At 63.0% G+C, this 12,649-nt stretch carries 14 protein-coding genes; 9 read left to right on the forward strand and 5 right to left on the reverse strand.

Annotation, left to right across the window (positions count from 1 at the left end; genetic code table 11):
• Window positions 1-8: 8 nt before the first annotated feature.
• The 3 genes from IEY49_RS00530 to IEY49_RS00540 all read left to right on the forward strand — a co-directional run bounded on the left by IEY49_RS00530 (window position 9) and on the right by IEY49_RS00540 (window position 2,173).
• The gene (locus IEY49_RS00530) at window positions 9-752 is read left to right on the forward strand and encodes a hypothetical protein (RefSeq protein WP_189003526.1); all 744 of its coding nucleotides are present in this window, start codon (window positions 9-11) and stop codon (window positions 750-752) included.
• Between the two features lie 304 nt (window positions 753-1,056).
• Complete coding sequence (locus IEY49_RS00535; protein ID WP_189003527.1) at window positions 1,057-1,629, forward strand: DUF3592 domain-containing protein; 573 nt, start codon at window positions 1,057-1,059, stop codon at window positions 1,627-1,629.
• A 274-nt stretch (window positions 1,630-1,903) separates the two neighbouring features.
• Window positions 1,904-2,173, forward strand: a complete 270-nt coding sequence (locus IEY49_RS00540) for a hypothetical protein (protein ID WP_189003529.1) — start codon at window positions 1,904-1,906, stop codon at window positions 2,171-2,173.
• Window positions 2,174-2,484: 311 nt separating this feature from the next.
• On the opposite strand, the gene IEY49_RS00545 is transcribed toward IEY49_RS00540, so the two are convergent.
• The 4 genes from IEY49_RS00545 to IEY49_RS00560 all read right to left on the reverse strand — a co-directional run bounded on the left by IEY49_RS00545 (window position 2,485) and on the right by IEY49_RS00560 (window position 5,749).
• Window positions 2,485-2,730: a hypothetical protein gene (locus IEY49_RS00545; protein ID WP_189003531.1), complete on the reverse strand. Its 246-nt coding sequence runs from the start codon at window positions 2,728-2,730 to the stop codon at window positions 2,485-2,487.
• Window positions 2,731-3,473: 743 nt separating this feature from the next.
• Window positions 3,474-3,815 (reverse strand): hypothetical protein, encoded by a 342-nt coding sequence (locus IEY49_RS00550; RefSeq protein ID WP_189003533.1) that lies wholly within the window; start codon window positions 3,813-3,815, stop codon window positions 3,474-3,476.
• A 184-nt stretch (window positions 3,816-3,999) separates the two neighbouring features.
• Window positions 4,000-5,115, reverse strand: coding sequence for a WD40 repeat domain-containing protein (locus IEY49_RS00555; RefSeq protein ID WP_189003534.1), 1,116 nt, complete (start codon window positions 5,113-5,115; stop codon window positions 4,000-4,002).
• Window positions 5,116-5,275: 160 nt separating this feature from the next.
• Window positions 5,276-5,749, reverse strand: coding sequence for a hypothetical protein (locus tag IEY49_RS00560; RefSeq protein WP_189003536.1), 474 nt, complete (start codon window positions 5,747-5,749; stop codon window positions 5,276-5,278).
• A 27-nt stretch (window positions 5,750-5,776) separates the two neighbouring features.
• On the opposite strand from IEY49_RS00560, the gene IEY49_RS00565 reads away from it, so the two are divergent.
• From IEY49_RS00565 to IEY49_RS00580, 4 genes are read left to right on the forward strand one after another with little or no spacing between them, the layout of a single operon-like run.
• Window positions 5,777-6,169 (forward strand): hypothetical protein, encoded by a 393-nt coding sequence (locus IEY49_RS00565; RefSeq protein WP_189003538.1) that lies wholly within the window; start codon window positions 5,777-5,779, stop codon window positions 6,167-6,169.
• Entirely contained in the window at window positions 6,153-7,523 is a 1,371-nt protein-coding gene (locus tag IEY49_RS00570; protein ID WP_189004188.1) for a terminase large subunit domain-containing protein, read from the forward strand. The genes IEY49_RS00565 and IEY49_RS00570 overlap by 17 nt, the downstream gene beginning before the upstream one ends.
• Window positions 7,520-8,923: a hypothetical protein gene (locus tag IEY49_RS00575; RefSeq protein ID WP_189003540.1), complete on the forward strand. Its 1,404-nt coding sequence runs from the start codon at window positions 7,520-7,522 to the stop codon at window positions 8,921-8,923. Before IEY49_RS00570 ends, IEY49_RS00575 begins: the two co-directional genes overlap by 4 nt.
• Window positions 8,920-10,251, forward strand: coding sequence for a hypothetical protein (locus IEY49_RS00580; protein WP_189003542.1), 1,332 nt, complete (start codon window positions 8,920-8,922; stop codon window positions 10,249-10,251). Before IEY49_RS00575 ends, IEY49_RS00580 begins: the two co-directional genes overlap by 4 nt.
• 25 nt (window positions 10,252-10,276) lie before the next feature.
• Here IEY49_RS00580 and IEY49_RS00585 read toward each other — a convergent pair whose 3' ends face one another.
• Window positions 10,277-10,888 carry an SMI1/KNR4 family protein gene (locus tag IEY49_RS00585; protein ID WP_229780557.1) on the reverse strand — a complete coding sequence of 204 codons (612 nt, stop codon included), beginning with the start codon at window positions 10,886-10,888 and terminating at the stop codon, window positions 10,277-10,279.
• Window positions 10,889-11,082: 194 nt separating this feature from the next.
• Here IEY49_RS00585 and IEY49_RS00590 point away from each other — a divergent pair, with 194 nt between their 5' ends.
• Entirely contained in the window at window positions 11,083-11,436 is a 354-nt protein-coding gene (locus IEY49_RS00590; protein WP_189003545.1) for a hypothetical protein, read from the forward strand.
• A gap of 68 nt (window positions 11,437-11,504) precedes the next feature.
• Window positions 11,505-12,596 (forward strand): phage major capsid protein, encoded by a 1,092-nt coding sequence (locus IEY49_RS00595; protein ID WP_189003547.1) that lies wholly within the window; start codon window positions 11,505-11,507, stop codon window positions 12,594-12,596.
• Window positions 12,597-12,649 lie beyond the last annotated feature (53 nt).

Raw genomic sequence — 12,649 nt, forward strand, 5'->3', positions numbered from 1 at the left:
GCGGAGTGATGGGCGGGCCCGCAAAGAAGAGAGGATGGCTCGTCCCTTTCTTGCTTGGCTGTGCACTGCTTACCGCGGTGGTGGGTATCCTGGCCCTGCGCGACTCATCTAAGGCGATACGGGAATTCGAGGGTGGCGACAATGGTCTGACCCTGTTGTACGTTCCGGCGACCAACGTCGGAAAGATGCACTTTGCGTACAGCATGGCAAGTCCGAACGGCATCAAGGAAGTTCACACGTCGGTGGACGGAGCTCCGCCCACGGTGGTTCCCAGGGAGGGCATGAGCGTCTGGGACAACGCGATTTTCGAGGATCTGACGCCTGGCATCCACCACATTAAAGTCACCGTCGTTGACGGCAAAGGACAGCGTTACAGCCAGGTGGCCAGGTCAGTGACGATCAAACCGGCCCCGGACGGCATTGACCCGAGGCGGCCAGAGTTACGCATCACGGGGCCCGCCTACCGGGAGCTTGAAGAGGAACTCGGTGTCGGGCCAGACCGTGAGATGCTGGTCGTTCCAATAGAGGCGCAGGACGATGAGGAGCTGGCCAGCGTCAACTGGGAACTGAGGCGCGTGGACGACAAACAGAATCGCATTGTGGCAACAGGTGGAGGATTCAGGGAAAAGAATACGCTCCGCATCGACCTGACCCTTTTCAAAGTCCCGCGAGGCACCTATCGTGTGGATCTGATTGCTCATGACTACGGTGGCCGGTCTATGAAAGCCAAACCATTCACGTTTACGTATTGACACGCCTGGCGCCCCAGCCTCCGATTATCGGAAGGCTGCTCATTGTCTTAGAGGGCCTGGATTGTCAAAAGAGCGAGTCGACTGTATGATTCTGTTAGATTCACAGAACTGCCGAAAACAATTCGAGCACCGCCCCCACCGGGGCGGTTTTCTTTTGGAATCCAGCTGCCTGGGCGCCGTTGATGACGGCCACTGAGGGTGTGGGCGCACGCTCCTTACTCCCCTGACCCCAGGCCAGCAGCAGTGCAAATTCATTTTTGGAGGTAGGGCGCTGACCGCCAGGATGGACGCTACAGTACCGCCGATGACCTTACTGGCACTGATGCTGCTGCCATTTGCACTCGCGGGCTTCGCCTGCCTGGTTGTCGGTACGGTGATGCTGTATCGTTCAACGCTCGGACAGCCCGGTGGAAGCAACTTGTGGCCGACCGCTGACGCCGTTGTTATAGGGCACAAGTTTCGGAAGTGGATCAACAGCCGTGACCACAACTTCCTGACATATTTTGCCCAGGTGGGCACTCTGGTCCGCTTCACAGCCGAAGGCCGCGAGGTCACGGCGGAAGTGGTGCCCGAACCCTTGATGAAAATAAGTGTGATCAGGCCAAACTCATCCTTTGGCACGGTCAAGCTCTCCCAGCAGCGCCTGGAAAAGCAGGCCATGCAACAGGCAGGGCTTCTGGTACCCGAAGGCAGTACGGTGCAGGTTCGGTACAAGCCAGCCTCGCTGAAGCAGGTGGGCCGTGAGGTGGTGCACTCGGCCCACGCTCATATCAGCAAGCAACAGGCCATCCGCCTGTCCTTGTTTCTCCTCCTTTTTGGAACCCTGACCTTGGTCATGGTGGCTTCACCGATGTTCCAGTTTCTCAAGTACCGCTAACCGCCGCGTTGCGCCCCAAGGACTGGCTCACGCAATGACACAAGTGGATGGACTGATGTCCTTAGGTTCTGCACTGGAACAGCGCTGAGCCTGTCAAAACCACGCCCGCCCAGGTCGACACTGGGGGAACCCGCCAACCATCGTGTGGTGCTTTTGTCACAAGGTGCCCTGTACGCTCTCAGTACCCAACAACACAAAGCCGCCCGAGTGAAGGTGGCAGGGCCGCCCCACCTCAGCCGTGGGGCTTTTTCATGCCGTCCCGTGCGAGGTACCCATGTGCAAACACCCCAAAGTTCTCGCCGGGCACCTCAAAGCTGGCACCCGTCACGCGGTCGGGTACTACTGCACTTACTGCAACACGATCACGTACGAAGCCCGCGGCAAGGATGCGCTGGTACAGAGCCGGACGGGTGACCCAGACGCACGCGAGACGGCGGTGCGGCGCTGGCTGCAGCAGGAAGTCCGTTTCACGCTGGTGCCTGTCACGGCTGAGGATTATCCGGTGAACCCAGGCGATGACGAAGCCCGCATTGGAAGGGTGTGATGTCGAAGAAGGCGCAGAAGCGCGCCGCTCGTCGAAAGCGGATCTTCACCCACCTGGCGGTCCAGCCCCCACCAGATGGAGCGCGGAACTGGCCGGTGTTCCAGGAGAGACGCGGCCGGTACCGGACCACGCCCACCGAACTGCAGCGCCAGGCGGTGCGAGAACCGTTTTACCTGCGCCTAAGTCACCCCGTTTCATAGTTCCGACCCCGCTCCGGGGGGGCATCGTCCACCTCTGGCGGTGACCCGCATGACCCAGCCCAACACGCCAGCCTCTGTGGCTGACGTGCTCAGCAGGATGTGGAGCAGGAGTTAGCAGGCCCCGACGTTCGGCATCACGCGAAAGTGGAAGCCAGAACGGCTCCCCATCGTCTCCAGGATCACGCATCCGCGCACGGTGCCACGGGCATTGCGCACCATGACCGACAACTTGCCGTAACTGGCGGCGAGGAGGGCCCTGATCTCGTGGTGACTCACTTTGCTGCCTTCCGGGTAGTACAGGTGCAGTTCACTGCCGATGAATTCGCTGGCCGCGTCCTCGATCTGAATTTCCTTCACGCCCTCACTGTACTCACATGGAGGTGACCCGCAATGACCCCCCCCAATGCTCTGGAACAGCTTAGGAGCCAGATGCAGCCGTTACGATAAGCGTTTCCTTTCCTTCGGGTAATACTAACGACTATCTGGAGCCTAGATCCTCTTTCGATTTGTAGTATTCCAGACCAGTGACCGCTTCAACTTCATTCCTGCAAATGACCGTAATCATATTTTGATGCTCAACATTTCTTCGCATCTGTAGAGCCTTACTCTGTTCCTTCGTAATACAGGTTGCAAAAATTGCATCCTGATTATCTTGATGCTCAATCCGTTCTGCGGCCACCTGGCTGTTTAACGCAGCGAATGTGACTCCGGATAATAGAAGAAACAGATAGGTTGTGCGTGAAATAAGAGGTGGCTTCTTTCGCATGGACGGGTTGTGAGTCACTTTTGTATTCCTCAGTATGTTCATTTCGAGCAGGACAGCTCTCTGAGCCGAGGGGTCCCTGCATGTCGCCATCTCATCTTGGGAGGGTGCCAGCCCCTAAGAAAACCTGCCTCAAATCCACCCTCCTGGAGGTAGTTCGCCCTGCCCCCCCAACGCCCCGCAAACGAGAAGAATCTTCGCGTAATGGCACTCTTTCAGACACAAACACGGCCACGCCCACCCTGCTCTCAAGATCCGACTTGATGGCGGGGTGGGCGTGCTCTGAACGCGCCGTGCGGGCAGGGTGAGCTGACCAGGCGTCAGGGGGAGTCTGGGCTCAGGAGGCGTGAAGGTGACGCTGCCGGGTCTGAACGTTACGGATGGCCTGAACGAACTGGTGGGCCATCTCGGTGAACGGCTCTGCTGCGGGCTCGGACTTCACCACCTGATCACCAAGCCGCCCGGCCAGCACCAGTTTCGGCTGCCGCTCAACGTACACGAGGTAGAGCCCCACATCGTTGGTGCCATGCTGCGCGGCAACCTGGAGTGCAGTCTTGAAGTACAGACCGAGTCCGTTCACGTCGAGTCCCGCCTGCCGGTACCCCTTGAGAGGGTTGCCCCTCTGGTCATGGCCCAGATCTACTTCATGGCTGTACGCGCTGCCCCATGCCTTTGTCATTCCTTTACTTTACCCACATATGAATCACGCGGATATTACAGATCATCCGGAAATTGAGTAGTGACGGATTCAGTCGCGTTGACTGAAGACCAGGAGCGTGGGTATGCCTGCAAGAGAAAACCGAGCTATGGCTGAGGGTTAAACCAGCGCTAGGCCAGCCCCAACGGTGCTCGTATGCCCTGGGTTATGGGTCAGACAGACCAGTGGGGACCGTGAAGACTGCGCTGGTTTCAGTGAGCATCAGGGCTGAACGCTTCAGCCATATGGGGTCGCTGACAGCGTTGAAGCGGTGATGCCACACCACGCGCGACTTGGGCGACGCACCACTCAGGCGTGTGACGACCACGCACTCGCTCCTCAGGAGGCCACACCCTCCGAAGGCCGAGGAGGCCAGAGCGTCTCCCGAGTCGTTCCAGCTCAGCGCCCGGACCAGGCCGCCATGCGGGCGAAACTTCCACCTGACCTTCCCAGTGAGGACGTCCCACACCATCACCGTGCCGTTGCCCAGACCGCCCGCCACCTGCCGGCCATCAGGGCGGATGCTCAGGCTGTACAGGCTGTACCGCCCTGTCTGATCATCTGTATTACCGGGCACCGTGATGATCCCTCCGCGAAGGGCACGCGTCCGGAGATCGACCACGCCTACGCTGCGACCATCCTCCAGTGCGACCGGTGCCAGCGTTCCAGACGCATCGGTATTACCGGTCGCGGCATCCCAGCAGTCCAGTGGCACCCGCCACACGGGCGTCAGATCTGGCCAGGAGCGCAGCGCCAGAAAGGTCGGACCGGTCTGGATATCCTTTTCGGTCAGGAGCAACCCGCCATTGGCGAAACCGAACACGCACGGACGATAGGTATGGACCTGCAACTGCTTGAGGATCTGGCCGCTGCGGGCGTCCAGCACCGTCACATATCCGTCGGTGTCGTTGGCCACCACCTGCTGATCGTCCGGGGTCCACAGCAGCACATTGACGCTGCGGAAGTGTGGAGGCGTGTTCAGCTTCGTTTGCCATCGACGCTTTCCGCTGGGCCTGTCGATGACACTGACGGTCGCAGTGAACGACTTCCCGCGCTGAGAGATCTGAGACCCGGCCGCCAGGGCCAAACCATCTCTCGAGGCAGACGCGGCATCGAAGCCTTCGTACTTCTGTTTTCCAAGCAGCGAATTAGAGGCCGGATACCGCTCACCGGGGTGAAGAATCCTGGTCAGGACAGCGGAGTAGTTCGACCATCCCAAGAACGCGCCGAAAACACAGAGGAAAGCGAGCGACTTCTTACTGAGGGGACGTCGCGGTGCCATGTGGTGAAGATAGCTTCTGGGGCCTGAGCAGCCCTATGAAAATGAGCAAGTGGAACGGGACTGAGCGATGGCCTTGCACTGCTGCCCCGAATTTCCGGATGGGCTGTACAACCCACCACCCCGTAAGGAACCAGGGCAATGGACAGATCACCAGGAATACCTATACGCGCTTGAGGGTGCCCAGGTTCAACTCATTGGCCACCAGTTCCTCCAGTTTCTCCTTCACCCACCCTGGCTGAGGCAACGGGTTCATCTCCCCAAGATGTTCATGCCGTCTGGTGGGCAGGCCGTTCTCACTGACGCTGTAATGACGGACGAACTCCCAGGCATCCCCGACCTTGCGCACCAGCAGTTTCGCCTGAACTCCAGCCGCGGACAGAGGAAGTTCGAACGTCACTTCAAGAGGTTGAGGACTCTCACGGGCAGGCATGACCAGACGCGGGAGGACTCCCTTCGACCTCAGGTACCCTTCCAGCTCCTGCATGGGGGCAATGACCGCTGCCGTCAGGTTGTCAAAATCGCGGCCCCGTTCGGCCCTCTCGTGGCTCAGGCGCTGCTGCTCTCCTTCAGCTGCTTTTCTCCGTTCAAGGTCCTGCTCATTGAATAAGGCTTCCAGCTTGCTGAAGTCGCTCATGCGCTCACCCTACCAAGGAGGTGAATCATGGCCTCACCCAGAAGAGACAATGCCCGCGCCGCCCGCGCCCTGGTGGACGCCGCCCTCCTCGGTGACGCGACAGCTTGCGCCACACACGAAATCACGTCCAGAACACTGCAAAGGTACCGCGCTGCTTTAGAAACCGATCAAGAGCTGTCGGCCTTTTACGCCCAGTTGTCGCGCGCCGTGACCACCCAGAACTGGGCCTCCGAACTCAACCTCACCCTCGTCACCCTGGTCCGGAAACTCGGCGGCATGACCCGGGACCTGCCCGGCAGCACCGCTGAGAACATCAGCGCCGTGACCGGAGCGGTGAAGGTCCTGAGTGAGATCGCCATCACCCGAGAAGTTCTGGGTGCCGGGGAGGTGGACGATGCTGGAGATGGTAACGCGGATTAAGAGCGCCCAGAAGCGCGCTGCCCGCATCGCCCCCAGGGCGCCCAAAAAGCGTGACGGTCAGACTGCCCGGCAACGCTGGCTCCTGACAGCTCGCCTGAATCAGCTTCCTCCTGCAGGGGACTGGTTCGTCTGGTTGATCCTCGCTGGGAGAGGGTTCGGGAAAACAAGAGTTGGGGCTGAGACCATCGCCCAGTGGGCCAGAGAAACCCCAAGGGGCCGCTTCGCCCTGGTGGCGCAGACCAGTGCGGACGCCCGCGACACCATGGTCGAAGGGGAATCCGGCCTGCTCAGCGTCCTGGATGAAAGTGAACTGCGAGGCGGCTCAGTGGACACCGCCTGGAACCGTTCCCTCGGCGAGCTGTACCTGAAGAACGGAGCGAAGTTCAAGTGCTTCAGTAGTGAGAAACCGAGATCCCTGCGCGGACCACAGCATCACGGGGCCTGGGGTGACGAACCCGCCACCTGGAATGACGCGGACCAGGGCACGGCTGAGGACACCACCTGGACGAACATGCTGTTCGGCCTGCGCCTCGGCAAGGATCCCCGCGTGGTCCTCACCGGCACGCCCAGACCCGTGCGTCTGATCCGGGAACTGAAGAAGGACGCCGGTACCGTCCTGACCGGCGGCACCACTATTGAGAACATCGGCAATCTCTCCGAGACCTTCAAGCGCAACGTCATCAGCAAGTACGAAGGCACGCGTCTCGGTCGCCAGGAACTGGAAGGGGAGTTACTTGAAGACACGCCGGGCGCCCTGTGGAAGTACGCGATGTTCAACCGCGAGGGCTTCCGCGTCAGGATCGACGACCTGCCGCTTATGATCCGCATCGTGGTCTCCATCGACCCGCAGGCCAGCCAGGGCAGTGACAACGCCGAGACCGGCATTGTGGTGGCGGGCAAAGACGCGGCCGGAAAGGGCTACGTGCTCGATGACCTCAGCGGCGATTACAGCCCGACCGAATGGGCCCAGACAGCCATCGAGGCCTACAAGTACTGGAAGGCGGACTGCATCGTGGCTGAGCGGAACAACGGCGGGGACATGGTGGAGAACACCGTCCGGGCGGTGGATCCCAGGGTGAACGTCAGGACCGTCTGGGCCAGCCGTGGGAAGCACACCCGCGCCGAACCAGTCAGTGCGCTCTACGAGAAGGGGAACATCCAGCACGCCAGGATGTTTCCGGACCTGGAAGGGCAGATGGTGACGTGGGTTCCCGGGGACAAGGTCAGCCCGGACCGCATGGACGCCCTGGTGTGGGCCCTGACGGAACTGCTGCTGGGCCAGGAGGAACCGTCACCCAGTGCGGCCGCGGTCGCCGCGGCCTTCCGGGGCGGCGCGAGGAGGAAACCCACGTGAACATCCTGAACGCCGCCCGCGCCTTCTTCGCAGGACAACCCCCACCCGCACCCCGCCCCACCCACGGCAACGTCATGCAGGCGGCCGTGCGCAACCTCAACGCCCGCCTGCTGAGGACACCGAACGACCGGGTGAGTCGGGAGCCGAACGACCTGAGCGGCCTGCTGAGCTCCTTCGAGGACAGCCTGGCCGGGTACCCGCAGGACACCCGCCGGCGGATCATCCTGGTGTTGCGCGCCCTGGCGGAGAACGACGACGACGTCAGCGGCAGCCTGAGTGACCTGCAGGCCCTGTGCGGGGCGGGCTTCACGATCGACTTCACGGGCGGCACCCGGGCCATGGCGCAGGCCAAGGCAGAACTCGATGCCTGGCAGCTGACCATGTTCCCGGAAGGTGGGGGCCTGCAGGGGCTGATCAGCAACCTGGTGGGGGAGATCGCCCTCGCTGGAGCGGCCTCCTGCGAGTGGTACCCGGAACGCAGCCGGCGTGGGGTGGCTGGTGTGGCCATGGTGCCCCCGGAAGAGGTCCGGATCCGCCGGGACCGGGAGACCCAGCAGCTCATCCACGAGCAGATCGCCCCGGGGAACGCCATTCCACTCCATCCCCGGACCTACCTGTACGCGGCCCCCCGCACCACCAGCCGCAGTCCGTACGGCGTGCCGCTCTACATCGCCGCCCTGTTCGCCCTCGACCGCAAACGGCAACTGCTGCTCGCCGAGCAGCGCGTCATCAACCTGATGGCCCGCAGCGCCCTGGTGAAAGCCACCGCACCGATCCCCACCCCGGACCAGCTCGGCTGCAGCAGCGAGGACGACCCGGGCTACACCGACGCGGTCGCCGAGTACTTCAACGCGCTGGCCGACACCATCGTCTCCGGCAGTGAGAACGGGGTGTACATCGGCCCGCATGGCACCGAGATCAGCGTCGTGCCCATCAACCAGACGGCGAGTGGTGCCCCGGAGATCACGAAGGGCAACCAGAAGCGCGTGTGGAACGCCCTGAAAAGCCTGCCGTTCATGCGTGGGGAGATGGACAGCACCACCCAGGCGCTGGCCCAGGTGACCGTGCCGATCCTGCACGCGCAGGCGATCAGCGTGAACCACACCATCGCCCGGCAGCTGGAGTTCGGCATGAACCTGCACCTGAGTCTGCGCGGCATTCCCGCTCAGGCCTGGGTGCGCTTCACGCCGCCGGCCAGTCCCTTCCAGCTTGATGAGGCCACGGCCCTGCTGCGCAAAGCCGAGGCGCACGAGAAGCTCGCGGCCCTGTTCGGCCCGGCCTGGGCCGCGCAGGCCATGCGCGAGTTCGACGTTGAGGACGGCGACGCGGGCCGCGCCCCGGACTGGTGGAACCCGAGCACCGGCCCCACGCTCCCGACTGACCCTGGAGGGACCCCATGAAGCATCAAGCGACCTTCTCCCAGACCGCCCGCCTCGCGCGGGCGTCCTCTTTGCCCGGCGGTCACCTGGAGCGCATCAACGCCCTGCAGGCCCAGCGCGGCAAACCCGCCCTCGCGGCCGATCAGGTCCTGGCCACGCCCATCCGCCTGTTCGGCAATGAACTCACCAGTTACTTCACCCGCATCCCGGACAGCGACCTGCGCACGCTCGCCGAGCAGATCAACGCTGCAGCCGGCCCGATGCTCAGCGCGCACGTCACTGACGACACGCCGATCGGGACGTTCTACATGGCTGGTGTGACGGAAGGTCCCACCAACGGCACGAGCGCTCAAGGCCTGGGCCAGCCCACGCAGGTGCAGTACCTGGACACCTGGGCGTACTGGCTGAACGACGAGGAAGGCCAGCACCTGGCCCGACTGATCGACAGCGGCATCATCAACGAAGCCAGCATCGGGTACTTCTACGATCAGGCCATCTGCAGCATCACCAACGCCTCGTACTGGAACAGCCCGTACTACGCGGGCCGCACCTACGACATCACCGACCCGGACACCGGCGCGGTCACCCAGAAGTTGTGCTTCATCTGGACGACCGGCAACGTCGAGTTCGCCGAGGGCAGCCTGGTGTACCGCGGTGCGTATCCAGGCACGAAGGTCGGTGGCGGAGCTGTAGATGGTGGTGCCGTAGCCGCCAGCGCAGGCACGCCAGTCATTGTTCAACCCCATGAATCCCGCTTCCAGCTCGCGGCCAGCAAGGACCTGCAGGCCGTGTTTGAGAAGGCTCCCACCGCCGGTGAGAGCACGCCCCCCGCCCCGCCGAGCACGGCGGACACCAAAGGAGAGGAGACCTTGAAACTTCGCCTCAAGCTGCCCGACGGCTCGGTCAAGGAATTTGACACGAGCCTCACCGAAGTTCACGCCCTTCAGGCCGCTATTGACGGCGAAGTGACCGCCGCCGTCACCCGGGGTGAGCAGGCCCGCCTGGAAGCGCACGCGACCGCCCTGGGCCTCGAACCCAAGGACGTCACCGACGCGCGCCTCCAGCAGCTGGCCCAGCAGGCCAGTGATGGTCGTCAGTACCGCACGGACCTGCTGAACGACCTGCACGCCCTGCAGCTGGCCGTGAACGGGAACGACGAACAGGCCCGCGCTACCGCTGACCGGGCGAAGAAGGCCTTCGGCACGCTGGAACTCACTGACATCCGGGACGAGGTCGTGCGTCTCACCGCCCTGCGCGACGCGGGCCTCCCGAACGCCCGTCTGAGCGAGGACCAGGATCCTCCCGCACCTCCCGCCCGCAAAGGTCGTGCCGACCTCGACGCGGTCTGAGCCTCAATCGGGCGTGTAGGCCAGGTCAGGGCTGGGTTGGGGGCTGCGTACCTGAAGGCCGAGGTCGGAGGGCTGAGGCACCAAACTGTTCGCACAGATCCAGCGGGTGACCGACCTCCGGGTCGGTGAAGCGTAATTCCACGGCCCCCGCGTCGCACCCGTGTTCAACGCGACCATCCGCGATGTTCTGGAGCAGGTCCTCAAAAAATTCAGTGATGGAGGACGCCAGCACAAAGCGCTTCCGTTCCCGTGCGCCAAAATTGATGATCTGTCCCACCTGACCGCGCTCGTCCGGACGAAGATCCACGGCGAGATACGCGCCGCTGTGGTCGTGTGCTATCGGCAGCCAACCCGCATTGAACGCCTCAGGCCTGACGGTGCCAGGCGGATCCACCGTCTCCACCGTCTGGAAGTCAGGATCCATGAACACGCTGTCAGTGCTGCTCAACCCATCCCGTTCGCAGAGCCCGATCTGCAGGGGGATAGCGGTCAGCCCGTAGAACAGGGCCTGATCCTGCCGGTCGAGGGAGGGATTCAGCAGCTGAAAGTAGAGCTTGAGGTCATCAGGCACGTCAATGCCCAGCTCGCGTCCAAGGTTCCGGAAGAGCGGCTCGAGGTTTTCAGGTGCAGGTGGCACAGGTTCTGGCTGACAGGTTTGGAGCCAGGACAAGACGGTATGAAAAGGGGTCAGTTCAGGCGACATGTAAGGTCTATTGTCCGTTGTCATGCTGCTTTTCAGTACGGCAAGTCCGCAGGCCCAGGACTCAAGGGGGCCTTGGCCGACACGCCCTACGCGCCCCCACCCGTTTCTTTCTCCCCTCAGGAGTCATCATGAAAGTGAACAACGTTGAGTACGCCGGCCAGCACAACACGGGCCTCACCTTCACCTTCGACGCCGGCGCCGTGAAAGGCGACGCGGTCACCCAGACCGCTGCTGGCGCTGCCGGCCGCGGGGCCGCAGACGCCCCCCTTCTGGGCAAGCTGGTGACCAGTGAGACCGACGGCAAGGGCACCGTCTTCACCCGTGGCGTGATCGTCGTTCCCTGGACCGGCGCGGCCGTGTTCGGACTGCAGAAGGTCGGTGTGGACAGCACCGGGAAAGCCAAGGTCAGTGTCGGTGGTAAGGAAGTCCAGGTGCTGGCTGTGGACGCCACTGCTGGTCTTGCCGCCATCGACCTCGGCTGATTCGTCTACCCGTCTCAGATCCGGCCTGCCCACGTGCAGGCCGCTTTTCATGCCCCCAGGAGACCCGCATGACCATCAAGAAACTCAACCAGCTCGAAGCCGGCCTGTACCAGGACGCCGCACGCAAGGGCATGACGCTCAGCCAGATGCTCAACGAGATGGCCCGCAAGGGTGACATCGACGAGAGCCTCGTGCGCCCCGACGCCCGCAACAGTGCCGGTGAACCCGTGGACGCGTTCAAGCAGCTGCTCGCCCAGGCCGGCATCCGCGCGAAAGGCGAGTTCGCCCAGACCGGGGACGCCTTCGTGAGTGACCCCAGCAACCGCCTGCTGTTCCCTGAGTACGTGGCCCGCGAGTACCGCGATGCGGAGCGTGACGCGGTGAACGTCCTGCAGACCACCGACCTGGTCAGCACCCGCGTCGGGATCGACGGCACGGCCTACCGCACCGGCGTGGTCGCCAGTGGCCAGGAGAAGGACCTGGAGTTCGGCCGCGTGGCTGAACTGGGGGAGATGCCCGTCTACACCATCACGCTGGCGGACAAGGCCGTGAACGCCCTGAAGTACGGTGGCGTCCTGCGCATGAGCTATGAGGCCGTGCGCCGCACGCGCCTGCCCATCCTGAGCCGGTATATCGCCAAGATGAGCCGCGCGCAGGCCCGCCGGAAGGTCAAGCAGGCCCTGAACGTCGCCCTGAACGGGGACGGCAACAACAACCCTGCGCCCGCCAGTGCGGCGGCTGCGGGCGCCACCTTCACCCTGCAGGACATCATCGCCCTGCAGATGGACGGCTTGGTGCAGGGTGTGCAGTTCGGCGTGATCACCGCCGACACGGCCGACCTGGCCGCGCTGCTCACCCTCGACATCTTCACCTCGGCGGGTGCCACCGCAGCTGGAGCGGACTTCCGCGACACCGGCGCGTGGCCGAACCTGCTCGGCATGCGCCCCAGGCTCGCCATGGCCGACAGTGTGCTGCAGGGCAGCAGGAAACTGCTCGCGATCGACCAGGCCAACGGTCTGGAGGAGTTCTACGAGAACGGCAGCGAGATCGTGGAGAGCGAGAAGCTCATCACCAGCCAGTTCGAGAACATCGCCATCAGCGAAGTGCTCGGGTACGCCAAACCCGACACGCAGGCCTTCAGGACCAAAGCGCACGCCTGAGCTCAGCCTTTCAACTCGAGCAACACCCTGAGTCCCGCCCGTTGTCTACCCGG

Source organism: Deinococcus malanensis (assembly GCF_014647655.1).
In the GTDB taxonomy this organism is placed as follows: Bacteria; Deinococcota; Deinococci; order Deinococcales; family Deinococcaceae; genus Deinococcus; species Deinococcus malanensis.

Coding starts and splice junctions, on each gene's coding strand:
- IEY49_RS00590 (WP_189003545.1), top strand. CDS start 11,083: ATGAAAGTGAACAACGTTGAGTACGCCGGCCAGCACAACACGGGCCTC.
- IEY49_RS00535 (WP_189003527.1), top strand. CDS start 1,057: ATGACCTTACTGGCACTGATGCTGCTGCCATTTGCACTCGCGGGCTTC.
- IEY49_RS00530 (WP_189003526.1), top strand. CDS start 9: ATGGGCGGGCCCGCAAAGAAGAGAGGATGGCTCGTCCCTTTCTTGCTT.
- IEY49_RS00565 (WP_189003538.1), top strand. CDS start 5,777: ATGGCCTCACCCAGAAGAGACAATGCCCGCGCCGCCCGCGCCCTGGTG.
- IEY49_RS00560 (WP_189003536.1), bottom strand. CDS start 5,749: ATGAGCGACTTCAGCAAGCTGGAAGCCTTATTCAATGAGCAGGACCTT.
- IEY49_RS00570 (WP_189004188.1), top strand. CDS start 6,153: ATGGTAACGCGGATTAAGAGCGCCCAGAAGCGCGCTGCCCGCATCGCC.
- IEY49_RS00580 (WP_189003542.1), top strand. CDS start 8,920: ATGAAGCATCAAGCGACCTTCTCCCAGACCGCCCGCCTCGCGCGGGCG.
- IEY49_RS00595 (WP_189003547.1), top strand. CDS start 11,505: ATGACCATCAAGAAACTCAACCAGCTCGAAGCCGGCCTGTACCAGGAC.
- IEY49_RS00540 (WP_189003529.1), top strand. CDS start 1,904: ATGTGCAAACACCCCAAAGTTCTCGCCGGGCACCTCAAAGCTGGCACC.
- IEY49_RS00555 (WP_189003534.1), bottom strand. CDS start 5,115: ATGGCACCGCGACGTCCCCTCAGTAAGAAGTCGCTCGCTTTCCTCTGT.
- IEY49_RS00550 (WP_189003533.1), bottom strand. CDS start 3,815: ATGACAAAGGCATGGGGCAGCGCGTACAGCCATGAAGTAGATCTGGGC.